This window comes from Candidatus Methanomethylophilaceae archaeon (assembly GCA_017524805.1).
Lineage (GTDB): Archaea > Thermoplasmatota > Thermoplasmata > Methanomassiliicoccales > Methanomethylophilaceae > Methanoprimaticola.
In genome coordinates, this window is sequence record JAFXUX010000009.1 from 80,278 (window position 1) to 105,359 (window position 25,082).

General features: G+C 54.8%; 22 protein-coding genes and 1 pseudogene. 9 read left to right on the forward strand and 14 right to left on the reverse strand.

The window, feature by feature from the left end; all coding sequences use genetic code 11:
- Position 1: 1 nt before the first annotated feature.
- Positions 2 to 1,285, reverse strand: a complete 1,284-nt coding sequence (locus IKP20_03185) for a serine hydroxymethyltransferase (GenBank protein ID MBR4503962.1) — start codon at positions 1,283 to 1,285, stop codon at positions 2 to 4.
- 189 nt (positions 1,286 to 1,474) lie between these two features.
- Between IKP20_03185 and IKP20_03190 the strand changes: the two genes are divergently transcribed.
- Entirely contained in the window at positions 1,475 to 1,933 is a 459-nt protein-coding gene (locus IKP20_03190) for a hypothetical protein (protein ID MBR4503963.1), read from the forward strand.
- On the opposite strand, the gene IKP20_03195 is transcribed toward IKP20_03190, so the two are convergent.
- A complete protein-coding gene (locus tag IKP20_03195; protein MBR4503964.1) occupies positions 1,867 to 2,271 on the reverse strand; it encodes a protease inhibitor I42 family protein in 405 nt (134 codons plus the stop codon). The two genes, IKP20_03190 and IKP20_03195, sit on opposite strands and share 67 nt — an antisense overlap.
- Positions 2,268 to 3,347, reverse strand: a complete 1,080-nt coding sequence (locus tag IKP20_03200; protein ID MBR4503965.1) for a zinc ribbon domain-containing protein — start codon at positions 3,345 to 3,347, stop codon at positions 2,268 to 2,270. The genes IKP20_03195 and IKP20_03200 overlap by 4 nt, the downstream gene beginning before the upstream one ends.
- A gap of 263 nt (positions 3,348 to 3,610) precedes the next feature.
- Here IKP20_03200 and IKP20_03205 point away from each other — a divergent pair, with 263 nt between their 5' ends.
- From IKP20_03205 to IKP20_03225, 5 genes and pseudogenes are all read left to right on the forward strand, one after another.
- A complete protein-coding gene (locus tag IKP20_03205) occupies positions 3,611 to 5,029 on the forward strand; it encodes an alanine:cation symporter family protein (GenBank protein MBR4503966.1) in 1,419 nt (472 codons plus the stop codon).
- Positions 5,030 to 5,201: 172 nt separating this feature from the next.
- The gene (gene ribB, locus IKP20_03210) at positions 5,202 to 5,912 is read left to right on the forward strand and encodes a 3,4-dihydroxy-2-butanone-4-phosphate synthase (GenBank protein ID MBR4503967.1); all 711 of its coding nucleotides are present in this window, start codon (positions 5,202 to 5,204) and stop codon (positions 5,910 to 5,912) included.
- 4 nt (positions 5,913 to 5,916) lie between these two features.
- Positions 5,917 to 6,345, forward strand: coding sequence for an adenylyltransferase/cytidyltransferase family protein (locus IKP20_03215; GenBank protein MBR4503968.1), 429 nt, complete (start codon positions 5,917 to 5,919; stop codon positions 6,343 to 6,345).
- Positions 6,342 to 6,812, forward strand: a pseudogene (ribC, locus tag IKP20_03220) (riboflavin synthase). Before IKP20_03215 ends, ribC begins: the two are co-directional and overlap by 4 nt.
- A gap of 11 nt (positions 6,813 to 6,823) precedes the next feature.
- On the forward strand, positions 6,824 to 7,237 hold the full coding sequence (locus tag IKP20_03225) for a 6,7-dimethyl-8-ribityllumazine synthase (protein ID MBR4503969.1): 414 nt from the start codon (positions 6,824 to 6,826) through the stop codon (positions 7,235 to 7,237).
- A 59-nt stretch (positions 7,238 to 7,296) separates the two neighbouring features.
- Here IKP20_03225 and IKP20_03230 read toward each other — a convergent pair whose 3' ends face one another.
- From IKP20_03230 to IKP20_03280, 11 genes are all read right to left on the reverse strand, one after another.
- The gene (locus tag IKP20_03230; GenBank protein ID MBR4503970.1) at positions 7,297 to 7,734 is read right to left on the reverse strand and encodes a hypothetical protein; all 438 of its coding nucleotides are present in this window, start codon (positions 7,732 to 7,734) and stop codon (positions 7,297 to 7,299) included.
- Positions 7,735 to 8,866: 1,132 nt separating this feature from the next.
- Entirely contained in the window at positions 8,867 to 10,171 is a 1,305-nt protein-coding gene (locus IKP20_03235; GenBank protein MBR4503971.1) for an adenylosuccinate synthase, read from the reverse strand.
- A 33-nt stretch (positions 10,172 to 10,204) separates the two neighbouring features.
- Entirely contained in the window at positions 10,205 to 11,323 is a 1,119-nt protein-coding gene (locus IKP20_03240) for a N2,N2-dimethylguanosine tRNA methyltransferase (protein MBR4503972.1), read from the reverse strand.
- Complete coding sequence (locus IKP20_03245) at positions 11,323 to 11,964, reverse strand: DUF2478 domain-containing protein (GenBank protein ID MBR4503973.1); 642 nt, start codon at positions 11,962 to 11,964, stop codon at positions 11,323 to 11,325. Before IKP20_03245 ends, IKP20_03240 begins: the two co-directional genes overlap by 1 nt.
- Positions 11,965 to 12,083: 119 nt before the next feature.
- Positions 12,084 to 12,467, reverse strand: coding sequence for a dihydroneopterin aldolase family protein (locus tag IKP20_03250; protein MBR4503974.1), 384 nt, complete (start codon positions 12,465 to 12,467; stop codon positions 12,084 to 12,086).
- Entirely contained in the window at positions 12,389 to 12,970 is a 582-nt protein-coding gene (locus IKP20_03255; protein ID MBR4503975.1) for a hypothetical protein, read from the reverse strand. Before IKP20_03255 ends, IKP20_03250 begins: the two co-directional genes overlap by 79 nt.
- A 68-nt stretch (positions 12,971 to 13,038) precedes the next feature.
- A complete protein-coding gene (locus IKP20_03260) occupies positions 13,039 to 14,199 on the reverse strand; it encodes a citrate synthase (GenBank protein ID MBR4503976.1) in 1,161 nt (386 codons plus the stop codon).
- Between the two features lie 18 nt (positions 14,200 to 14,217).
- Positions 14,218 to 14,391 carry a hypothetical protein gene (locus IKP20_03265; GenBank protein ID MBR4503977.1) on the reverse strand — a complete coding sequence of 58 codons (174 nt, stop codon included), beginning with the start codon at positions 14,389 to 14,391 and terminating at the stop codon, positions 14,218 to 14,220.
- 126 nt (positions 14,392 to 14,517) lie between these two features.
- Positions 14,518 to 16,830, reverse strand: a complete 2,313-nt coding sequence (locus tag IKP20_03270; GenBank protein MBR4503978.1) for an Ig domain-containing protein — start codon at positions 16,828 to 16,830, stop codon at positions 14,518 to 14,520.
- 293 nt (positions 16,831 to 17,123) lie between these two features.
- Positions 17,124 to 18,044, reverse strand: coding sequence for a cobyric acid synthase (locus tag IKP20_03275; protein ID MBR4503979.1), 921 nt, complete (start codon positions 18,042 to 18,044; stop codon positions 17,124 to 17,126).
- Positions 18,041 to 19,855: a cobyric acid synthase gene (locus IKP20_03280; protein MBR4503980.1), complete on the reverse strand. Its 1,815-nt coding sequence runs from the start codon at positions 19,853 to 19,855 to the stop codon at positions 18,041 to 18,043. The genes IKP20_03275 and IKP20_03280 overlap by 4 nt, the downstream gene beginning before the upstream one ends.
- A 134-nt stretch (positions 19,856 to 19,989) precedes the next feature.
- Here IKP20_03280 and IKP20_03285 point away from each other — a divergent pair, with 134 nt between their 5' ends.
- The 3 genes from IKP20_03285 (at position 19,990) to IKP20_03295 (ending at position 25,080) form a co-directional block, all read left to right on the forward strand.
- The gene (locus IKP20_03285) at positions 19,990 to 21,156 is read left to right on the forward strand and encodes a DNA repair exonuclease (protein MBR4503981.1); all 1,167 of its coding nucleotides are present in this window, start codon (positions 19,990 to 19,992) and stop codon (positions 21,154 to 21,156) included.
- Complete coding sequence (locus IKP20_03290; protein ID MBR4503982.1) at positions 21,153 to 23,168, forward strand: AAA family ATPase; 2,016 nt, start codon at positions 21,153 to 21,155, stop codon at positions 23,166 to 23,168. The genes IKP20_03285 and IKP20_03290 overlap by 4 nt, the downstream gene beginning before the upstream one ends.
- A gap of 235 nt (positions 23,169 to 23,403) precedes the next feature.
- A complete protein-coding gene (locus tag IKP20_03295) occupies positions 23,404 to 25,080 on the forward strand; it encodes a DNA primase (GenBank protein ID MBR4503983.1) in 1,677 nt (558 codons plus the stop codon).
- The last annotated feature ends 2 nt before the right edge of the window (positions 25,081 to 25,082 follow it).

Sequence of the window (25,082 nt, forward strand, 5' to 3'; positions counted from 1 at the left end):
TTCAATCGACGAGCTTGCGGTACTCGTAGGCAGGCTCGCCCGCATTGAAGCAATATTGGATAGTGGCATACTGCTTTTTTAATTCTTTCACGTCTTCCTTCACTTTGGCGGGGTCTTCCTTGTCCTTGATGATCCTAGCGATGAATGAAGCGACCTCTTTCATCTCTGATTCCTTCATTCCGATGCGGGTCATCTCCTGAGCGCCGAGCCTGAGGCCGGAAGGCCTGACGGAGCTGGTGTCCTGGGGAAGCATGTTCTTGTTGCAGATGATGTTGGCATCCTCGAGGAGCTTGGCGCAATCTTTGCCGCCTCCGAACTGGGACACATCGACGGCTATGGCGTGGGATCTGGTGAATCCGAGGTCGGGGCAAAGGACCGGGACTCCAAGCTCATACAGAGCCTCTCCCAAAGCGCGGGCGTTCTTGCATGCCTGAGCAGCGTATTCCTTGCCGAACACGTCCATCTCGGCGAGAGTGACTGCCAGAGCGGCCATCGCGTGGAGGTGGTGGCTGGAAGTGACGCCGGGGAATACGGCCTTCTGGATCTTCTTCTCCTGCTCGTCGGTGAGGTTCTGGCCGAGGATCATTCCGTGGTTAGGGCCGGGGAACGTCTTGTGGGTCGACGAAGACACGATGTTCACGCCTTCCCTGAGGGGGTCGTGGAACTGGCCGCCGGCGATGAGACCGAGGACATGGGCACAATCCTCCCAGACAAGGCATCCGATCTCGTTGAAAGTATCCTGGAGCTCTTTGAGCGGCGGGGGGAACAGGAACACCGAGAGCCCGAACTGAGCGATCTTCGGCTTCACCTGCTTCAGCAGCTTGATCGTGCCGTCTACATCCAGGTTCATGTCCTCGACGTTGAACGGATAGTTGACGGAGTTGACGGCCCTCTGGCCGAACGCGCCGAATTCGCAGGTAGAAATGTGGGCCCCCTGAGCGAGCGCGCAGGTAGTGATCGTATCGCCGGGGTTAGCGAAAGCAAACAGAACAGCCATGTTGGCCACCGTTCCGGAGATGGGCCTGACGTCGGCGAAATCGGCTTTGAAAACTTTCTTCGCCAGCTCTATGGCTTTGAGCTCGACCTGGTCGACGTAGATGTTCCCCTGGTAATAGCGCTTGCCGGGAAGGCCTTCAGCATATCTGTCAGCGAAATCGGAGATGAGCATCTCTTTGGCGAGAGGGCTCATGAGATTCTCGGAGGCGATCATGGGGATGCTCTCCTCGAACCATTTGTTATGGGCCATGACCTTCTCTCTGATGTATTTGGCATCCTCTGATGTCATAAATATCGGATGAGTGAAAACGCAGTCACCATATAAAGGTTGATAATGGCTGGAAATATGCCTAGACAATTATAGACAGCGAGCGCGGTATCCCGCATAGCAGTCGCTTGAAATGACTGCGAAAATGGTTCCTGCGAGATTCGCCGATGCTGATTAATTCTCGCATGCAATAGCGAACGCCGGGATCGGATGATCGGCAGACAGACGATAGAGCTCAAAAAGAAGTGGGAGCTGGAAGAGCTTCGCAAGCATCTGGAATCGAGGTGGGACGGCAGCGTCGGTCCGGCGCCGAAGAGATTCGAAAAGATGGTCATAGGGGATTATCTCGTTCTCCCGGCCACCCCCAGATTCGTCGTTCTCATATACCCCAACCGCAAAGGGGTTGTTCTCACGACTTATCCGGGAGTGGAAAGCTGGGCCGCGCAGTTGGCTTCCACCATACCCGCACGCAGCATAGTCTCCGGTTACTACCAGATCAGCGCCGTTCTGGACAAAGAACGCGAAAGGAAAGGGCCGGCGGAAGAGATGCTGCTGAAATATACCGGGATTGTCAGAGCGATCCTCGAAGAATCGGAGCGAAATCAGACGAACCTTATCTTCAGCACGAAACTGTCCGCTGGGATCCGGTCGCCGAAAGGCCTCACATAATCGAATGCCAGCTCATATTCCCCCGGGATATCCGAGGTTATGGGGAAAGTCTCTGTCCCTCCCAGACCGCAGACCGGCTGCTCTGACGGATGCTGTTTATAAGATGGTTCGCCCACCGTCGCCCCTCCGTCGGATCTCAATGACCAGGAGTATCCGGTGGTCGGGTTGGATTCCAGCTCAAGATAGTATGTATCCCCTGCGCTGATCGCTGCGATGCCATCGCCGGCATCCGACGACGTATGCGATTGGCCTCCCGACATACACAAAAAAGCGACCGCGACGGCAGCCACGATCGCTATTGGAATGAAATAGGAGGGCCGGAACCCTCCGGCGCTCATCCGAACAGACCTCCGAACAGCCCTTTCGGCTTCTGTTTGGGCGGCTCTTTCGGAGCGTTCCTCTTCTTTTCGAGGTCCTCGAGCTTTTTTATGTAATCGTTTCTGATCGCGAACGAAACATAGAAAGGATCATCGTCCGAGCCGCGGTCCATGTTGGCCTGGCAGAACACGTAGCATGTGCCGTCTATGACCTTGCAAAGGGTCTCGTCCCAGCCATCGTCGCCATATGGGTTCACGAATCCGTTCTGCCTCAGCAGCTCGGTGTACTTTCTGAGGGCTTGCTCCTTGGAAGGGGCGATGGCGCTGAACAACGCAAGATCTCTGCCCTCGTCGCCATAATCTTCGTCCCTGGCTTCCAGCTCGAAATCGGATCCGCCGCCGTTCCATCTGGGGAATTGCGGCAGTATGCTCTCCCAAGAGTCCAGCGTCTTCTCGTCCATGCGGGCGCTGTGCATCTCCTCGAGAACGACCCAAGGAAGCTTCTCGCCGCACTGGGAACACTCCCTTGCTTCCATGGAGCTCTTGGATCCGCATTTGGGGCAGGTGATGCATTCCAGCATGTTCTTGTCTGGAAGCTTGGATCCGCATTTGGGGCACGTTTCGCCTGCGGATTCCACGACATCCCCGCACTCTATGCAGTATTTCGTCTTCGCGAGCTTCTTCTCCATCATCCCCGATAACACTGCGTCGGCCCTCTTCCAATCCTCATCGGATATCTTTGAGAGCTCCTCGTTGGCCTTGGCCAGATCGGCTTTGATGCTTTCGATCTGGGGCGTGGTCTCTCCGGACCCTCCCAATAATGCTCTCATGGTGGCTTTGTCTTCCTCGGAGATCTCAGAAAAAGCCTTTCCTGCCTCGGAAAAAGCCGCATCGGCCTCTTCCAAAGACCTCTTGGCCTCGTCCATCTCCTTATCCATCTGCTCGGAGAATTCGTCGGAAGCTTTCTCCACGACCTTTTCGGCCGCGTCTTCCGCCGCTTTGTCGACGGCTTTGTCAACCTCGCGTTCGGCGGCTTTCTTCACCTCGCTGCTGACCTTGTCGACGGCATCCTTCACAAACTTGTCGAATAATCCCATTGACAACCACCCAACAGAAAACATGCGTTTAGGATATTTAATGGAAATCATCTCGACATGCGCATCTATCCTATGCCGCCGATGAAACAATAACGGCGGATCTGATGCGACGCGGATATCTGCTGATTCTATACTGGCGGCCTATAGTCCCTTAATTCATCATCCATCATCGCACACGATTTTATGAATAATATTATTCCTCATTGGTTTTTCAATTAACAAATTATACGTGAAAGCCATAACTTCCACCATCCAGTGATCAGATGTCATTCGAATCGTTGATGGATGCGATCTGGGAGTTCGACGACTACCTCTGGTATATCCCGTTCGCCTTGATCATTTGCCTGGGCTTGTGTTCGACCTTCATGCTGAAGGGAATACAATTCACGCGCCTGGCCGAGATGTTCAAAATAACATTCTCCACCGAGAAAACCGGGAAAGATAAGGTATCGCCGTTCCAGATTTTTTGCATGAGCATGGGGAACCGCATCGGCGTAGGGAACATAGCCGGGCCTGTCACCGCGCTTTTGATGGGGGGCCCAGGAGCCATTTTCTGGATGTGGGTATTCGCAACTTTGGGAGGCGCTACCAGCTTCGTAGAAACAACTGTCGGTCAGATTTTCAAAAAGCGCGACGAAAATGGAGATTTCGTGGGAGGCCCCGCATACAACGTCTTCAACGGCATCGGATCCAAACAATTGGGAGTCCTTCTGGCTCTCCTGATGATAGCCGTGTATATCTGCGGCTTCGTCCTTTCTGAAATCTCTACCATCTCGACCTCGTTCACCGGCGCCTACGATTTCGAATACAACAGCTTGGTCATCGCCTTCATCCTTCTGGTGATAGCAACCCTGGTGGTTACCGGAGGATTCAAACGCGTTGCTAAGGCGTCGGCAGTTATCGTCCCTGCGATGGCCCTGCTTTGGATAGCCATATGCATCGCGGTCATTCTGCTGAACGCGAGCGGGATTCCCAATGCGATCGCGTCCATTTTTGCCTGCGCATTCAACGTCCCGGCAACCGTCGGAGGAGGCGTCGGCGCCATGCTGACCATCGCCATGAGAAGGGGGATCTGGTCCAACGAAGCAGGAGAAGGCACCATCACGAACATCTCATCCTCAGCTGATGTACCGCACCCCGTGAAGCAGGGGCTGTCCCAATCGCTGGGAGTCCTGTTCGACACTCTGATAAGCACCATGACCGCCCTCGTCATACTGAGCTTCTTCGCGGATTACGACGCGATGATCGCTGCCGAGAGCATGGATTCCATGGTGCTGCTGGAGCATGTGATGAGCGAAACCATCGGCGATATAGCGCCCACCATCGTATTCGCATTCATGTTCCTGTTCGCCATCACCAGCTTCATGGGCGACTACGTCATAGGAGCCAACAACCTGAAGCTGATCACCGACAACAAGAAAGCGAAGACGGGACTCATCGTCCTGACCTTAATCGTGGTCTTCCTCTCCGCTTATTTCGGGACCGACGGTCTGTACGCCATCATGGATGTCCTTTTGGCCATATGCGGAGTTGTAAACTGCTTCGTGATATTGAAACTGGGAAAATACGCCTTGGAAGCTTACGACGACTACAGGAAACAGAAATCTGAGGGCATCGAAGACCCTGTGTTCCACAAAAGCTGCCTCTCGGATCCGTCCGGAGTCACCGCCTGGGACGATTGAAATCTTTTGGCGGAGCGATGCCTGCCCCATCCTCCGTCATACCTTTCTCATTACTGCCTGAACAGCAGAATCCGCGCCAAAGATGGGCTGAATCGCATCCATTACCAAAATACGGGTAACTACAATCCAGTTATTTTTATGGGATACTTCTCGGACGCCATAAGTGATAGAAATGGGATTGGACAAAGCGCTGGAAGACATCAGAAACGGCAAACCCATTCTCGTCTACGATTTCGACGACAGAGAAAGGGAATCTGACATGACCGTCGCATCCCAGTTCGTAACGCCAGAGATCATCAGGAAGATGAGGAAGGATGCGGGAGGCCTCATATGCACGACCACCCCCTACAAAGTCGCGGAGACTCTGGGACTTCCGTTCATGAGCGACGTCTATTGGGACGACTGCAAAAAGTATCCTCTGCTCGCGATGATGGCGCCCACGGACATCCCGTATGACAGGACGAAATCATCCTTCGGTATAACGATCAACCACAGGAAGACATACACCGGGATAACCGACAAAGATCGCGCCATGACCATAAAGGCATACGCCGATACGATTTTCCAGGACAAATCCGCGGAAGACATCAGAAAAGACATGGCGTATAACTTCCGCGCCCCCGGCCACGTCCACCTCCTGAACACCAGCGAAAGGATTCTGGAGAACCGCCATGGGCATACCGAGCTGTGCACCGCACTGATGTATATGGCCGGCGTGAAACCTTCGGCGACGATCTGCGAGATGATGGGCGACGACGGAGGCTCGATGGGGAAAGATGACGTGAAAAAATATGCCGATGCGAATGGGATAGCCATGATAACCGGAGACGAAGTCCAGAAGGCTTGGGCCACATGGAAAGCCGAGCACGGCCCGGAACAGTGATCTAATGGTTCGCGTGATGGCGTCCGGGGTATTCGACCTGATCCATACCGGACACATATCCTATCTGGAGCAGGCTAAATCCTACGGGGACGAACTTGTGGCGGTAGTCGCATGCGATTCCACCGTCAGAGCGAAGAAGCATGAGCCGATCACGCCTGAGAGCATGCGCGTCAGGATCGTGGGGGCGCTCAAACCCGTGGACAGAGCCATCATCGGAGGGACCGGAGACATATTCGACACCGTGAGGGAGGTGGATCCCGACATCATCGTCCTGGGTTTCGACCAGAAATTCGACCCGGAAGAGCTGGAGAGGGAGCTGGCAGAGCACGGGATGGGCGACATCAGAGTCGTACGCGCTGAAGAATGCGCCGAAGATCTCAACGCCACCCGCCGGATCGTCAAGAAAATACGCGAAATGGGGCTGAAAGAATGAAGATCATCGGAATCGCCGACACCACCTTCGCCAGATATGACATGGGACATTCGGCCATAGATGAGCTCCAGCATGCCGGGACCGGATTCAGGATCGTCAGATGCACCGTCCCGGGCGTGAAAGACCTGCCTGTCGCATGCAAATAGCTCATCGAAGAGCAGAGCTGCGACATCGTCATGGCGCTGGGGATGCCTGGACCGAAGCAGAAGGACAAGATATGCGCCCACGAAGCCTCCACCGGCCTCATAAACGCGCAGCTGATGACCAACAAACACATCATAGAGGTCTTCGTCCACGAGGATGAGGCGGAAAACGACTCCGAACTGGCTTTCCTGGCGGATGCCAGAGCAAGGGAGCACGCTCTGAACGTATATGACCTGCTTTTCCGCCCCGAAAGCCTCACAAAAAGGGCTGGGACAGGGCTCAGACAAGGCTTCGCCGATGCGGGGCCGGTAAAACAAAAATGAAAGGTGCTCAAATGAGAAAATACAATATCGGAATGGTAGCGGCGGAGTTCAACTACGAAGTGACCTCGCTGATGATGGAGAGGGCCAAAGCTGAGGCGGATTTCCTCGGAGTCGAAATATCCAAGACCATAATGGTGCCCGGAGCGTTCGAAATCCCGATGGCGGTGAAGAAACTCCTGGAACAGGAAGACATCGACGCCGTGATCACCGTCGGAGCTGTGATCACCGGAGAGACGAAACATGACGAAGTGGTGATCGCCCAATCCTCGAGGAAAATAATGGATCTCGGGCTCGAATACGGCAAACCGGTCGGATTCGGGATAACCGGGCCCGGAATGACCGAGCTCCAAGCGATGGACCGCATCGAAAAAGGACGCGATGTGGTCGATACCGTGGTCAAAATGCTTCAGAGGCTCGACTTCTGAGCTGTTCTGCGGGGAGGGAAAAACCTCCCCGATCTTTTCCCATGGATCGCAGGCCAAAATCACATCTTGACTTTGACGTCGCCGACTGTGGACCTCACTATGTCGAACACAGTTGAAAGCGGGATCCCGGTGCTCATGGCGATGACAACGCAGCCGCTGCCTTTGGAATACAGCTTCAGGACCTTATCGGCGGAAGTGGATTGGGAAGCGCGCCTGAGCTTAGGGTGATCGCCATAATCCGAGTTCCAAGAGCGGGTCTTGCACGAAGGGCATCTTAGCGGAGTGGATTGGGTCCTCGGATACCACAGGTGCCCGCACATCTGACATTCGAAAAGATCCGGAGGTTTGTCCCAGCAATGAGAACCGCATGAGGGACATCTCACAGGGGACTTCACATTGCTGAACCATGTATAACCGCATCTGCTGCACGACTTAAGATTGGCCATGCGATTCCCCGTGTCGCGGAATTCGCTTCCCACCTCTGCTGAGCTCTCCATGGTATCACTGTATTGGCAGTATAATCCATTCACATTTATGTTGCCTTATTATTTTAATTTTAAGTTTATTGGATTTGTTTTATTGGCAATTATTCATCGATTATAGAATAATAAAAGCGATAATACGACCTGAATACCATTATAAATCGGACGGGCAATCCGACAACATGGCCAACAGGATCGTGCCCCATGCGAGCGTAAGGATAGTGAAGCACGCTTTCGGATGGCGCTACGGCCTGGCTGCGGCCACCCGCCGGCATAAACTCTACAACAGAGCCGTGACCAAAGCTCTGTTCGACGGCGATGAAATGATAGTCCTGCCGAAAGACAGGACGACCAAAAGAAAAGTGATAGAAACGGACATATCCGCGGAGGACCCCTCAGCCAGGACGGTGCTCCCAAGCGATGTCGTGAAAAGGATTCTCCGCAGATCGGAGCACATTTTCATCATGAACTTCTGCATCTGCAGGAGATCGGCTGGGTGCGAAGATTACCCCAGAGACATGGGTTGCATATTCCTCGGGAACGGGACCCTTCGGATACCCGACGATTTCGGTCATATAGCCACCTTCGAAGAGGCATCGGAATACATAGACCGGTGCGGGGAATTGGGTTTGGTCCACATAATAGGAAAGAACCGCCTTGATTCTGTATGGCTGAACACCGGGAAAAAGAACGACCTGATGACCATCTGCAACTGCTGCCCTTGCTGCTGCCTTTGGAACTTCGTCCGCGACGTTTCTGACGAGATAGGGTCCGTGTACAGAAAAATGGAATCGGTGGAAGTCCGCGCCGACCCTGACAAATGCGTTGGATGCGGGATCTGCACGGAATCCTGCTTCGTCCGCGCCATAGCTATAAAAGACGGAAAATGCTCGATAGATTCAGACAGATGCAGGGGATGCGGCCGCTGCGCGGATATATGCCCCAAAGACGCCATATCCGTCACATTCGATCCCGCCGCGGTTGGGATAGAGACCGAAAGGCTGTCGGTTCTCATGGGCAAAGAACGATGGGCTGAAACTGGTTCTGAAAACCGCGATAACCGCGGCAAAAACGATTCTTTCCGATGTCCCAATAAAACATTTGGATCGCTAGAAATATTTGGAAGGAGGCCGGAGCCCCCTTCGGATCAGCTCCACCAATCGCCTTTGCGGTCGATGGTTTCGTCTCTGTCCGGCCCGACGCTTATGATGTCAGCGGGAACCTTCAGATATCTCTCCATGAACTCGATGTATTCCCTCATCTCTCCGGGAAGGCCGTCATATCCGCCTTTGACCATCGCAGCGGTGTCTTTCCAGGCTTTCCAGCCTCTGAGGGTCTCGTAGACAGGCTTCGCCCTCCCCAGCTTCGCTATTGACGCGGGGAAATGCTTGACCTCCTCGCCATCGATCTCGTATGCCACGCAGACTGGGATCTCCTCCAATCCGTTCAGGACGTCCAGCTTGGTTATGCCCATGGAAGTGAATCCGCACATCCTCTTGGCATGCTCGCAGACGACGAGATCGAGCCATCCGCATCTTCTCCCCCTTCCCGTGGTGACTCCGAATTCTCCTCCTTTCCTCTGGAGCTCCTCGCCTTCCTTCCCGAAAAGCTCGGATACGAACGGCCCCTCTCCCACGCGGGTGGTGTATGCTTTCACGACCCCGAGAACCTTGTCCAGCCTGTTAGGAGCTATTCCGGATCCGGAGCAGACTCCGCCTCCGCAGGTGGAGGACGAAGTCACGTAGGGGTAAGTCCCATGGTCTATGTCCAGCATGGCGCCCTGAGCCCCCTCGAAGAGGACGTTCTTGCCCTCGTCCAGAGAATCGTTGATGAGGACGGAAGTATCGCAGATGCGGCCTCCGATGACTTCCTTCCAGCCGGACATCTTGTTGTAGAGGGTATCATCGGTGCAGGAGCATTTCTCGGCCCCCATCATGTCCATGAGGTCTTTCTTGTAAGGAAGGATGAACGAGATCTTCTCTCTGAGGAGTTCGTCCTCCAGCAGATCTCCGACTCTGAACCCTATCCTGGCGATCTTGTCCTGGTATGTGGGACCGATACCTTTCTTCGTGGTCCCCACGGCGCTCTTGCCACGGTATTTCTCCTCGGCGCCATCCAATTTCTTGTGGTAATTCATGATGAGATGGGCCCTGTCTGAAATTCTGAGGCCGTCGATCGTCCCTCCGGCATCCAGAACCTGCTTGATCTCCTCGCCCAAATCGTCCAGATTCACGACGACTCCGTTGCCTATGACAGCCAATTTCCCAGGCCTGACGACCCCGGAAGGAAGCCCATGGAGCTTGAACGTCTTCCCATCGGCGACGATGGTGTGTCCCGCGTTGTTGCCCCCCTGGAAACGAACGATAAGATCCGCTTTCTCATCCAGATAATCGGTGATCTTTCCTTTTCCCTCGTCGCCCCATTGGGCTCCGATGATTGCTAGACTGGGCATTTGTTCGCACCTGCGGATACGTAAAGTGCGCGATTATTTAGATTGTGCCAGCCGGGAATCCGGGGAGAACTCCCTGTAAAGCGGGATCAGGTCATCCAAGGCTATGTCCGTCTTGAAAGATGACGGGCAGACATGGGACTTGGCGGCATGGCCATGTTCGTTCAGGAAAACCATGAAATCGTCGATCTTCGGAGGGGACGTCTTGAGATGCGAAGAGAGCTCGCTCATGTCGTAGACGAAAGGCTCGGTGTCGATCTCACCCCTCCAAAGCCCGAGATATTTTGATGCGCGCCTCTCCTCAGCCAAACCAGAGGGTTCCATCCTGGAGAGGAACTCCTTGTCATGCAGCGGACCCAGCCAGAACGGCCCGTATGGGTGCTCCTTGTCCTTGTCGAAGGAGACCGACCTCTCCAGCGTCTCGGTATCATATTGCATGTATCCGAGCTTCGAAAGCGCCCTGTCGGCGGCCTCCGCGCCCTCCTCTATCTGGATGTACGTCCTGAAATAATGGTCGGCATAGAACGAGAGGATGGGTTTCATGCCCCGGTCGAATTTGGCCAATTCGCGGACGATGCTGCACATCAGTATCCTGAGGCCGCCTTCGTGGCACATGTATCCTCTGATAGGCTCCGATTGGTATCTGCGCCTGCATTTGACGGCATGGGCACCAGCCAAAGGGGCGGTATCCGTGGCGGTCACGGCAAGAATGCCTTTCCGCCTGCATCCGCGTATGGCGGACTGGGTGAACGGGACCGGCGAGCCGAAAGGATCGAGGTCGACATAATCGTAGGAATGCTCCGCGAACAGGGAATGCATGTTCATGTTGGAGCTGACGCAATTGCTCAGGCCGTTGAGTTCGATGTTTGCGTCTATGTATGATACAGCATCGGCGCTGATGTCATTCGCTGTCACCTGGACCCCGGGAACCTCGTTGGCTATCCTGACGGATCTGGAGCCGGTGGCAGCCATCGCGTCGGCTACGGTCAGGTCCCTCCCGACTGCGCGGAGGAGCATGACGCTTACGTCGCGGTTGAAAGCCATCTGCTCATTGAAAAAAACAGTTCCCTGGATCTTCCCGGGCCCATGGGAGGAGTGGTCTTTCGGAACGATGATGTCCGTTTGGCCCTCTCTGATCGCCGTTCCAAGCGGAATCAAATGTTCTCACCGTTTATCAGGCGGACGACTTTGTAAGGCAGGATGTTCCTGTTTGTCGGCGTGACCTCCAAGATTCTGACGTCGTCCCTGCGCCTGATATCTTGCAGAAGAGGGTTCCTGGATTTTTTGTGCAAAGTGATTATCATCGGTTTCTCGGCGTCCAAAGCCTCTTTCACGGCTTCGACGAATGCTTCGCTCTCGACCTCGGTCTTTCCGACCTCATCGATGACTATGACATCGCATTCCTCGAAATCGGGGTCTCCCATATCTTCGGCCTTTCTGCATGCATCTTTAATCGCTTTGACGCCGACTTCCTCGAACTTGGAAAGATCTATCCCGATTTTGCCGACAGTGATTTTGCTTTCGATGCCGACCGCGCCATACTGGATGGATTCACCCGTCATGATATCCCTCACCGTGAATCCTATCCTGCGCTTCCCTTTGACGGCCGTTTTATAGCTTCCGTCTTTTGGGGCATCCTCTTCCTGGGCACTGCTGTCGCCATCGAAAACTGGCTCATTGACCATGCCGCCGAGAACGATGCCTTCCTCGCGCAGCATCTCTATAATGCGGAGTAGGGTCGACGTCTTTCCGGAGCCTGGCAACCCTGTAATGCCGATTTTAATGTCGGAAACCACTTCCCAACCTCCCTTGCATCTTGGGGTATGCTTTTCTTTGTTTATAATGCATTGCAGTTAATTTCGTATAGATTTAAATAATATGACAAGAGAAATCATCGTTTTTGATATGACCAACTTCATTCTTCCGTAATGGATGATACATACATCAGCGGATATCTGAGATCTTCGTCGTAGCGCATCTCGGCTGTCACCCTCCATTTTCCGAGTGATATCCTCACCACAGCGTCCAGCATATCCCCGGTGAGAGAGATGTAAGAATAGCGGTCCCTGTCGGCTGGGAAAACCGATCTGTCTATGCGGACGTCCGCCCACTGCACATATGGCTGGACGCCTATGGCTTCCGAGATCGCCTTCTCCAGACCGGGCGCCGTATCCCTGTTGACCGGCGTGCCGACGAACTGATGGTAAATCGTGGCCATCTTTATCCCAGCCTCGAACACGGCTCTCTCACGGTCGCTGCATGCGAATTTGGCGGATGCGATCTCCTCTCTTGCTGGCATCGCCAACCAATAACGCCAACAAACGATATAATCAATGCCCCAGCTCGGCCGTACATCACATCCCTCTTGAGGCTGTATTTCCGCACCAATTCCTTGAGCTTCCCATCGTTGACGTCGACCGTCGCGAACGATATGCCCATCAGATGCTGTATCAGCCTGACGGAAGGGACCTTTCCATAATAGCTCTGGATCACTTTGAAGCATATCCTGGGCGGCCCTAGAGCCATGAAGAAGCTGCCGTTGTTCACCGCGTTGTTCAGGCCGTTTATTTCTGACGAAAGCTTCTCCACGGAATCCTCCGGCACCTCGAACAGAAGATGGCAATAGATGTTGAGTGTGAAGCATTGCGGATCCACGGCGATGGTCATGGCTATGGGAAGATCGTCGCCCATCGCCTTTATCAGGAATGCGCCGTTCTCCATCACGCTGTATTCCAGATCGGATGCTATCAGCGCTTTCTCCACGTTCCTTCTGACGGACTCTGGCTTCCTCCCACCCAGCATATCGCGCCATTTCCTATGCCGCCTTTTATCATTGGCGACGGCGCGCACGCTGCATCAATGCCGAGGCCTTACGGCCTGTCCTCGAGGCCCACGTATTCGCGCTCATCCAGAGTGTTCACGTACGCGGGACGGAGGATCTTGTTGGAAGTGATCAGCTCCTCGATGCGATGGGCGCTCCAACCGACTATCCTGGCTATGGCGAAGAACGGAGTGTAAAGCTCGCGGGGGATGTCCAACATGTCGTATACCAAACCGCTGTAGAAGTCGACGTTGGCGCATACGCCGTTCTTGTTCTTTTTCTTGGCCATTATCAGGCCCGGCGCGACCTTCTCTATCGTGCTGTACATCCTGAAATCCGCCTGCCTGTGCTTCTCGACGGCAAGCTTCTCCACGTATCCCCTGAACACTTCGGCCCTCGGATCGGATATGGTATAGATCGCATGGCCCATGCCATAGATGAGGCCCTGATGATCGAAAGCCTTCTTGTCGAGTATCTTCCCCAGATATGCCGAGATCTCTTTCTCGTCCTCGACATTGTGGACATGCTTCCTGATGTCGTCCATCATGTCCATGACTTTCAGATTGGCTCCGCCATGTTTGGGGCCTTTGAGCGAAGACATCGCCGCGGCAATCACAGCATAGGTGTCAGATCCGCTGGAAGTAGTCACGCGGGTCGTGAATGTGGAGTTGTTCCCTCCGCCGTGCTCCATGTGAAGAACCAACGCCAAATCCAGCACGGTCGCCTCCAGATAAGTGTATGACTTGTCTGGCCTGAGCATCCTGAGGATGTTCTCCGCGGTCGTGAGGCTGGGATCGGGGCGGTGGATGTACATGCTCTCGTCGTTGATGTAGTGGTTGTAAGCGTGATAGCTGTAGACTGTCAGCATAGGGAAGACGCTGATCAGGTAGATGCATTGCCGGAGCACGTTCGGAATCGAATTGTCCATGGCCTTCTTGTCGTATGAGGACAGGAACAGCACGCTCCTGGTCATGGAGTTCATGATGTCCTTGCTGGCAGCCTTCATTATTATGTCCCTGGTGAATGTCTGCGGAAGCTTGCGCTCCTCGGAGATGTGGGCTTTGAACTCTGCCAATTGGGCGGCATTGGGCAGAGAGCCGAAAAGCAGGAGGTATGCGGTTTCCTCGAACCCGAACCTTTTGTTGGCGAACCCTTCGCATATCTTTTTGATGTCGTATCCGCGATAGCAAAGCTTCCCGGGGCATTGGATCTTCTCCCCGTCGACATACTACGAGCCGTCCACCTGTGAGACTCTGGTCAGGCCTACGATGACCCCGTTGCCTTGGGAGTCGCGAAGCCCTTTCTTGACGTCGTATTTCGAATAGAGGTCCGGAGAGAATGCGTCGCTCTCGATGCAAAGCTGGCACTGCCTCTCTATGTAGCTCTTGTATCCGTTCCTCATCTTGTCCCCAACTGAAATCTGGCATCGGCCAATTTCAATGGCCCCTATCGACAAAGGATATATAAGATTCTGGAAAAAGTGGAAGGGAGCTCCCCGATTGGGGGAGCTGTTTATTGATGGGATTGCTCAAAGCTTGAGCGTATCCATCCTGAGCGTCACATCTTTGATGACCTGGAACTCGTACTCAGTTCCGAACCAAATCGGTTCCGAAATTCCATCCTCATACCATCCTGCCAAAGCGTAGCCAGTAACAGGTTGGGCATAGATTTTGATGGTATCTTTGTCATCGACTGTGACGGTCAAAGAAGAGCCTACATTGGCGCCCTTGTAAATCAGGTTTCCATTGTCTATGGAGACTTTGACCGTATGGGACTCATTCTTGACCATTATAGCCTCGGCGTTCACATGCTCGGTCCCCATGGTGATCTCCACGATCTGGTAATTACTGATCTCGCCATCGATGACCCAATGGTCGAAATGATAACCAGCAGACGGGATTGCGGTCAGCTTGTATTTCTGGCCGAGAGGAGCTATGATATCTTTCGAATCGCCGACATTGTCTTCGCCAACTTTTACTGTACCGTTCGTGGCAGTGATGTGAAGAGTGGCGTCATCCATCGGGGAGCAATAGGCCACCGCTTCGATGTCCTCAGATCCCATCGTGATCTTGATGCTCTGATAGCTCTGACCATATTTCTTGCCGTTCAGATCCCATTCGGAGAACGTGTTCCCCGAACTTGGGGCGGCGTTGACGGTCAAAGACTCGCCCTCATACAGCCTGGTCGAATAGGTTGAGCCGATGTTGAAGTTATCAATGATCAAGCCGCCGTTCACCGCAGTCACGTTGAGAGTGCGGAGAGTCGATTCGACGACCGCCCTTACCGTTCTGTCGCCGGTGACGACGAACTCATAAGTCTCGCTGATCGAGACGACCTTGTCGCCTTCCATCCATCCTCTGAACTTATGCCCATAAGATGGTTCGACGACCAAAGTGACCGTTTCTCCCTGCTCAAAGGATCCGGAGAAAGACTTGGCTGGATCTGACCCGTTTGCGGTCACAGTTCCGGCATCGGCGTACGCCACGATCGTGCGCGGCGGAACCTTGCTCATGTAAGCTACCGCGTTGATATCCCCGTTGACGTTCGTGACGGTTATCTTCGAAGAGTTGTAGGTAGCTCCGTTCATGACCCATCTTTCGAACTCATACCCTATATCGGGCACAGCCTCGAAGACTATAGTGGAACCCTCGGCGATGGCGCCGGAATACACTTGCCCTTTGTTCTCTCCGTTTACGATGACGGTTCCGTCGTTGGCGGAGATGCTGGCTGCGAATATGCTGTTGGATGTCTTGGCCACATAGGAACGGTCCTCCATGCCCATCGTCACCACATATTGGGGAGATGTTGATACAGCATTCCCGTTCAGGTACCATGCAATGAACTTGTATCCCTCGGCGGGAGTCGCGGTTATGGTCGCGGTCATCCCTTCCTTCACGTTTTTGGAAGAAACGGATGCCCCATCGATGGCGACGGTTCCGTTGTCGATAGAGACCGATAGGACATGGGACGGAGACGGAGCGAAGACCGCTGTCACGTCGAGATCCGAATTCCCGACCGTGAGACTCATAGGCTTCCCTTCATAGGATGTGCCGCCCATCACCCAACGATCGAATCTGTATCCGGCGGCCGGATTGGCGGAAAGCTTGATGACCGTCCCGGGCAGATAATATGCGGAATAAGATGTGCCAACCGCGGTTCCGTCGATGGAGACAGACCCATAGTCAGATGAGACCTCCCCTTCGAGAATCGCGTTGACGCTGACTCTGACGGAACCGACCGGCGCGACCTCTTTCACGGTGACTTTGCATGAAGCGGTCTTGCCTCCGTCCACGGTGGTGGCAGTTATGGTCGCTTCGCCTTTTAAGACGCCTGTGACGACCCCGTTATCCACCTTGGCAATAGAAGCGTCGCTGGATGACCAGACTATTCCTTTGTTGGTAGCGTTGGTCGGCAAAACGGTTGCCTTGATGGTAGTGGTAGATCCGGCATCAACCTCAGCGCTCTCCTTGTCAAGAGTGATTCCTATGACCGGAATGGTCTCAGGCGATGCGACGGACTTTATCAGAATCCCGGAGGCGCCCATCTTGAATGTGTATGTTGAATTGGAAGAAAGCAAAGTGCTTCCTTTGTAATACCCGGTGAATTCATATCCCTGGTTCGGAACCGAGACGATAGTTATCGATTCGCCTTCTTTGAAATCCCCGGTGAAATCCGTCCTGGATTCCCCTCCGTTGACCGTGAACGAAGTGTTCTCGGACGATATGGAGAGTGCGTATTTCTCGCTCCCCCCTCCGCCGTTGCTGAGAAGCGCGTATGCTCCCACGGCAGCTATGGCGATTATCGCTATAGCGACCACGGCGATCAGAATTTTCTTGTCCATTGTTTTGGCTCCTTGTCTTATGCCGATAGGGGCAATCAAACGAACCGCTAACGACGGTATGATTAAATAAAAGTTGACAAAGAACTCTGTTCCCGCTGGGCCGCCGAACATGGGCCGCATTGGCAAACCTACGGCTTACTGCGGTATTCCTGGGAAAGGATTAATCTTCGCGCCGACGATTTGCCATTATGGCCAGGATACTCCTCAACGGAAAGCCTGTGGAAGTGCCCAGCGGAATTTCGATCGAAGCGGCGGCAGCATCGGCCGGCCTGCGCCCGAACGCTTATATCTTCCTAATAGGCGGGAAACCGGTGCCGATGGACTCGACGGTCCCCGGGGATGCCGAGATAACGGCGATGAGGGTCGCTTCTGGAGGGCGATCGCGAGCGGGCAATCTCTTCCAGAGACGCGAAATCGAATCCGGAGGCTTCCGCCGCATCCGTCAGCTCATCGATGTTGCTTAGGAAAGCTTCGCGCAATGTTGCTCCCTCCAGCTTCCCGCTGGAATCGGAGCAGGAATCCTCTTCCGGGAACCTCAGATGGACGTAGGGCAGCACTCCGAGACATTTCATGCCCGTGAGCTCTTCGATCCTATCCAGGCCCTCGCCCAGAATGGATGCGTCCCCTCTGAACCTGTTTATTACGAATCCTTTGAGCCTCGGCTTCAGATGGTCCGGGATCAGCCTCCAAGTCCCATAGATGGCGGCGAATACCCCTCCCCTCTCGATGTCGCCGACTATTATGGCCGGTATATCTGTCGCTTCCATAAGGCCGGTATTCGCCAGATCCTTGTCCATCAGATTGATTTCGGCAGGAGAGCCGGAGCCTTCGCAGATGATGAAGCCATGCTTCTCTGAGAGCCTCCGATACGCTTTGAGCGCCTCGCCCATGACGGCTTCCCTGTCAAGCTCCTTCCCTTTCCCGTAGTCCAAGTAAGGCCGGCCGTTGACTACCGCCTGCATCATGCCTCCGCCGCTTGGTTTGAGAAGGACCGGATTCATATCGGTGGCTGGCTCCAATCCCGCGGACCAAGCCTGGAAAGCCTGACCCATCCCGATCTCTCCCCCATCCTTCGTCGCGTACGAATTCAGAGACAGATTAGACGCCTTGAACGGGACGGGATCCTTGCCTTCCCTCATGAAATGCCTGCAGAGCATCGCGCAGAGGGTTGTCTTTCCCGCAGCCGAGGATGTGCCCAGAACCAGCAGCCTCATGCTTTCCCCTCCAATATGGCCATCAGCTTTCCCATGTCGAGATTGCTCTCGAAAGCGTTCGCCAGCGCCTCCAAACTCTCCTCCAAGGATTCGCCATAGCTCTTCATCGACATATCCGCGGCGGCTTCGCCGAAGAATGACAGGAAATACTTTCTGAACGGCTGGGCATCGAAGCATCCGTGGAGATATGTGCCGAACAGCTTCTCATCCTCTCTGACCGAACCTTCGTTCCAGGACGGCGCGAACATGCTGTCTATCCTGAACAGCGGCTCCTCCGTGACCTCGGTCTGGCCCATGTGAAGCTCATATCCGGTCAGATTCCCTCCCTTGCCTTTCAGCAGGACGGCATCGCGGTTGGCCACCGTCTTTTTGTATTCGGCGAAGACGGTTTTGTTCCCGAAGAATCCGAGACCTTCGATGACAGCCTTCTTCCCGCCTTCTATCCCCAGCGAATCATCCATCGTCGCGCCCATCATCTGATATCCGCCGCATATCCCCAATATCGGCAGCTTTCCCCTGAGCTCCGAGAGCCTGTCTGCGATGCCTCTCTCGCGCATCCAGAGGTAATCCAGAACCGTGTTCTTCGTCCCGGGAAGTATGACGGCGCTGACCCCGTCCAGATCCTTCGGTGATTCGACGTAGACGACCTGTATTCCGTCCAGGACGAGAGGGTCGATGTCGGTGAAATTGGCTATGCGCGGGAATTTCACGACGCCCACGCGTATCCTGCCTTCGCCTTTGCCCTTGGAATCCCTGAGAGCCTCGGAGTCCTCGGAAGGCAGGGCCACATTCACGTGAGGGATTATCCCGATGACCGGGATGCCTAGGATTTCGCTCAGAGTGCCGGCGCCGGAGCGCACTTTCTCGGGGTCCCCGCGGACGTTGTTCAGGATTATGCCTTTGATTCTTTTCCTGTCCTTCTCCGGGATCAATTCAACCGTCCCCAGCGCATATGCGTAAGCGCCGCCCCATTCCACGTTGACCACCAGGATCACGCTGGCATCGGCGATCTCGGCCGCCTTCATGTTGGCGATGTCCTTGTCGTAGATGTTGATCTCGGCAGGGGAGCCGGCGCCCTCCATTATCACGAAATCATACCGCTTCCTCATGAAATCGACGTGCTCCCTCACTATCTCGATCCCAGGTCCCGGAACGAATTCGCTGTAGTATTCTTTGACCCTGTAATCGGCGAAAGACTTCCCGCAGACTATGACCTGCGATATGTCGTCGCCTTTGGGCTTCAGAAGGATGGGATTCATGTGCGCGTCCGGGTTCGTGAGGCCGGCAGCCTGAGCTTGGAGGGTCTGTATCATCGCGATCTCGGCGCCCCCGCGGGTGACCTTGGAATTCAGGCTCATGTTCTGGGATTTGAAAGGCGCGACGAGGTACCCTTTCCTGTGCAGGATCCTGCATAATGCGGCCACCGTGACCGATTTTCCGGCGTCGGAAGTCGCGCCCACGACCATCAGAGCCTTCCCCATGCGCCAATAGTTCTTTTTCGTCTCCTCGAATATCCCTCTGAGACGTTCGTCGGAATAGTCGGTGATGCCCATGCGCTTTATCTCGGACATTATGTGGGAAGCGACCTCCGGCCTGTGGATGAAGAGGCAGTCAGAGCAGTTCCAGACTTTCCTCCCCCTTTTCCCGTCCAACTCCCACCCCAGATCCTCATCGCCGCAAGGGTAGAACGGGCAATAGCAGAAGGTGCAATCCTGGCCGGTGAAATGGCTGGGATGGTAATCGCATGCGAGATTGGGACCGATATGGCCCCTTTCGATCTCCTCGTTCACCTTCTTGCCTATGTTCTTCATATGATCGACTTGATAAGCATCTGCGCCATAATAAATAGCACGGACGTCCGCGAAGAAATTTCGCCTGATTATTGGGCGGACGCGCCATGCGAGCATAGTGCTGGTTTTATTTACAGGCCCGATATCGGGACGATATGGGCGATTTCAAATTCATCCACTGCGCCGACATCCATCTCGGCTCGCGCTTCAAAGGCGTGGAGACCGAGGATGCCGCGGAAATGCTGAGGATGAGAGAAGCACCGGCTAAATCGCTCGGAAAAATAATCGATCTCGCCTTGTCGGAGAAGGCCTCGTTCATCGTCATATCGGGAGACTTATTCGAGAAAACTGCCCAACCTTCCGACCGCAAATTCTTCTGCGAGGAAGCGGCGCGCGCGAAGATCCCCATCTTCATCTCCAAAGGGAACCACGACGTCGAAAGGCCATGGGATTCTGCGATGCCATATCCCTCAAACGTCAGAGTGTTCCCCACAGAACCCGAATCGATCTTCCTGAAGGCGAACAGCACGGAAGTCGAGGTCGTAGGCATCAGTTTCTCAGGTAAGCGGGAGAACCGCAACATCGTCTCGATGCTGTCCGGTACCCCCGGAATATTCACCGTGGCATGCGTCCACTGCTATGTGGAAGAGATCGGCGAAGGCCACCCCACAGCAGTATGCAGCATGCAGGATTTCCTTGGGAAGAACGTCGATTACTGGGCGCTTGGCCATGTCCATAGGCGCGTAGTCATCAGGGAGCACCCCCATGCGGTATATCCGGGGAATGCCCAAGGCAGAAACGGCAAAGAAACCGGGCCAAAAGGCGCCTATGTGGTGGAAGTATCGGAGGGGAAAGTCTCAAAGATGACGTTCGCAGAGACCCAGAGCATACAGTGGAGGAACCTAAGAGCGGACGTCACGGACCTGAGCTTTGAAAGGCTGAGATCGGAGCTGTCCAAGGTGTTCTCTCCGGGAGACATACTGTCGATATCGTTCAGAGGGTCCGGAGCGCTCGCGAATCACATATGCTCCGACCCTGGAGCTTTCTCCGCGGAGCTCCAAAAATCATTGGGAACAAGGATCTGGGAGATCTCCTGCGACAAATGCTCGAGAACCATTGAGGATGATCTGCAGAAAGATGTGTCTGACGCTGAAAAAGCGCTGATATCCGGCGGGCGCCAGACCTTAGAGGAAGCTTTGGACGGCGCCGGATTCCTGAGAGCCCACAGAAACTCCGTCGCATCTATGTCTGAAAAAGAATTGATCAGAGCGGCGAATGAGGCTGCCTCCTATCTTCTGAGGGAAATCGGAGGGCATAAATGAGAATAGTGCGCGCGACCGTGGATCTGTACGGGCCGATCGAAGATCGCGTGTTCAAGTTCGCATCTGGCCTGAACGTCTTCTCCGGGCCGAACGGATGCGGAAAGACCGCTTTGGCGGAATTCCTTGCCGCATGCATGGTACCATCCGCCGGAAAGGCATTCCCTGAGCGCGGAAAGGACGATTCCGGAAGCATGACGGCCGATGACGACGGAACGGAGGCTTCGATAAGGATCAGAGGCCCGTACCGCATCGGACGCGTCCCTGAATGCCTTCTGAGCATGGGTACCGATCTCTACAGAGGCGTATACTTCATCGGAAAGGATACTGTCGAAGACCTGTCGTTCCTGGAGAGCGCTTTCGCCGGGACGAAGCATTCGACGCATCCTGAGCTTGCCATGGCTTCTGAGAAGGCCAGAGAAGCTGCCGAGTGTGCTTTGGGACAAGAGCTCGAAGAGATCGACGTTCTGATCGCGGAGACGGAATCCGCCGCCGAAAAGCTCGAAGAAGAAGCCAACCGCTTCGGTGAATATGCGTCGCAGGCCGAGGCCATAAGAAGAATGATCCGCATGGAAACCGAAGATTCGCCGGAAGCCGAGGAACTCAGAGAGCATACGAACCTCCGCGAGACATACAGGCCGTACTACGACCGCCTCTCCGATCTGGCGGCCTCCCGCAAAGCACTCGAAAGCTTCGAATGGGTAGGAAGAAGCGATGTCGCCGTCTACCAGGAATTGGTAGAGAAACTGAGGGAAGCAACGGAAGCGTCGGAATCCATGGATGAGATGATGTACGGACCGCTGACCGAGCTCGGAAACAACGGCCCGAACGATATTTTTGCCCATGCCACTGAAATAAAGAAATTGGCCGAGGGCAGGGAATCCTACGCCAGAAACTCCAAAGAGCTCCGCGACAGGAAAACAGAGCTGGCAGGAGCCAAAATGGGCATCCCCAAAAAGAAAACGACCCTGTTCGGGCTCGGAGGCGCAAACAAAGGCGAAGCCTTGGACATACCCGCGCTGACCCGCCGCATAGACGACCTGACCCGCATGACGGAATCCTACGAGGAATCGGCGTCCAGCGTTTCGTTCGCCCTCGGCATCATGATGACGGATACTGAGCAGGCGGTGGCGGAGATGGTCCGCATGATGAACGCGGCGGACATCCTTAGCAAGAACGGCGACGCCATGAACGATTCGAAAGCCAAGCTGGAGAATGCGAAGATTGCGCTCGAAAGATTTCTAGAGCGGTTTGGCGGGGAGAAAGGGTTCGCCGAATGCGCCAAGAAGACGGAGGATGCGCGCGACATCGACAGCGAGACCTCGGAGATCAGAAGGATCCTGAGCGAAGCCGGGCTGAACCCAGATGAGACCATATGCGCGACGGAATATCTGGGCGCGGCGGGAAACGTTGACAACCTGAAAAAGAGGCTATATTACCTCGAAGGCAAGATGGCCAGGATACTGGGCTCAGGAGAGCTGGAGTCGCTTATGGACAGGAAATCCGCCCTGAAAGCCAAAAGGGATTCCGTCATCCGCAAAGGCATCTCCTACGCGCTGGCTTACGCTATCGCCAACAGAATCGGCGAAGGGGAATCCGCTGGGATCCGGCCGGATCTGGATGTCGCCAGCGGCTATCTGTCAGAGATGGCAAGAAGGGAGTGCAAGATCTCCTGGGAGGACGGCTTCCGCATATCAGACGGCGGCCCTCCGCAGACCATGGCATCCGTCGGCAGCGGAATGAGGATCTTGGCGTCTATATCGCTGAAACTGGCCGCGGCCGAATCCGCATCCTCCTGCGACATCCCCATGATATTGGACGAGCCGTTCGCGGGATTGGATACTGAGAGCAAATCAGGCGCCTGCAGAGCCATACGCAACGCGGCCAGGAAGCTGCAGATCATAGTCTTCACATGCGACCGCGAGACGAACGAGATATTCTCTTCGATGAGCGGAGCGGCGATAATCAATATGGGAATGCCTCACCGCAATGGAACCCCCCACGCAACTTTATAAATGAGTTCATCGATTGCGCCGCAAGGAAAGAGATCTTTCCTGTTCACTATATCACAGTCATCACGGAGCCGCGAGCTCCTAAAGCCAATCGGAATCCGGGCGCTGAGGAATGCGCCTACGACAGCGAATCCCGATGCAAATCACCACTCCGGCACGATGCCGGAACATGCCATGGCGGCACATTGGATAGTGCAAGCAGGACAGATTTTTTCCTACACCCCAAAGGAGTGTTCACATGAATATCGATCCGAATACAACGAAATACATGGTTAAAGCGAAGATCACCGCCGACGGGATCATTGAGAAACCTGACGTCGTCGGCGCCATCTTCGGCCAGACCGAGGGGCTTCTTGGCGACGAGCTCGACCTCAGAGACCTCCAGAAATCCGGAAGAATCGGCAGGATAGAGGTGGAAGTCGTCTCGAAAGGAGGCAAATCCGAGGGTATCATCTATATGTCCTCCAGTTTGGACCAGGTCGAGACAGTCATCCTCGCATCCGCTCTGGAAACGGTCGACCGCGTAGGGCCCTGCAAAGCGGGCATCCGCGTTCTGGGAATCGAGGACGTAAGGGTCACAAAGAGGGAGAAGGTCGTCGAACGCGCCAAAGAGCTTCTCAATGAGCTCATCAAACAGTCCAAGGGATCCAGCTACGACCTCATGGACAGCGTCAGGCAGAGCGTCCAGATAGAGGAAATTACTTCGTACGGAAAAGACAGGTGCCCCGCCGGGCCCGACGTGAAGAATTCGGACACCCCCATCATCATCGTCGAAGGCAGATCCGACGTCCTCAACCTTCTGAAAGCCGGCATCAAGAACGCCATTGCCGTAGAGGGGACCAACATCCCCAAGACCGTCCAGGACCTTTCCAGAGAAAGGGTCGCCACCGCTTTCGTGGACGGGGACAGAGGCGGAGAGCTGATCCTCAGAGAGCTCTTCCAAGTCGCCGAAGTCGATTTCATCGCCCGCGCGCCTCGCGCCCACGAGGTCGAGGAGCTCACTTCCAAACAGATCATAAAATGCCTCCGCAACAAAATCCCCGGCGACCAATACATGGAGATGAACGGCCTCATCACCGAGGAGGGAGCACTGGAGGAAGAGCTGGAAGAGCCCGAATACGAGTCGGAATACCGCGAGCGCAAAGAGAGGGACAGGCGCGACAAGTACGAGGACCGCGACGACGAGAGGCGCGACCGCAGAGACAAGCGCGATGAAAGCCGCCGCGACAGGAAGGACAGGCGCGACAAGTACGAGGACCGCGACGACGAGAGGCGCGACCGCAGAGACAGGAAGGACAGGCGCGACAAGTACGAGGACCGCGACGAGGAGGAAGACCACAGGAAGCCTCGCTTCGACGACTCCGCCATCGACAAATACAAGAAAAAGAAGGACGAAAGCGAATCCCTGTCCATGATCGAAGGGCCCGAGGCCCCGGCCATGATCGGTGCGGCCGAGGAGAAGATCCTCATAGAGGCCGCCGAAACCCCCGATATGATCGCGGAGCCCGCCAAAGAGATCGATGATTCCAAAGAACCTGTATCCGAAGAGAAGAAGCCTGCCGAGAAACCTAAAACCAGAAGGACTCTCCGCGGAAAGAAGAGCTCCGACAAGGTTCTTACCCCCGAGCAGACCGAGTTCCGCGACATGCTCCTGGATCTCTCGACTACCCACAACGCGAAGATCCTGGGCGAGGGCAACGCTCTGATCAGAGAGGTTGCAGTCAAAAACCTGGTCAATTCCCTCAAAGAGGATTCCGGCGGGGCCATCGCCATCGTCTTCGACGGCGTGATCTCCCAGAGGATCCTCGACATCTCCGCCGAGAAAGGCATATACACCGTGATCGGAACCCGCAAAGGAAACATATCCAAGATGCCCGCGGAAATCACAATCCTCACCAAAGAGGACCTCTACTGAAA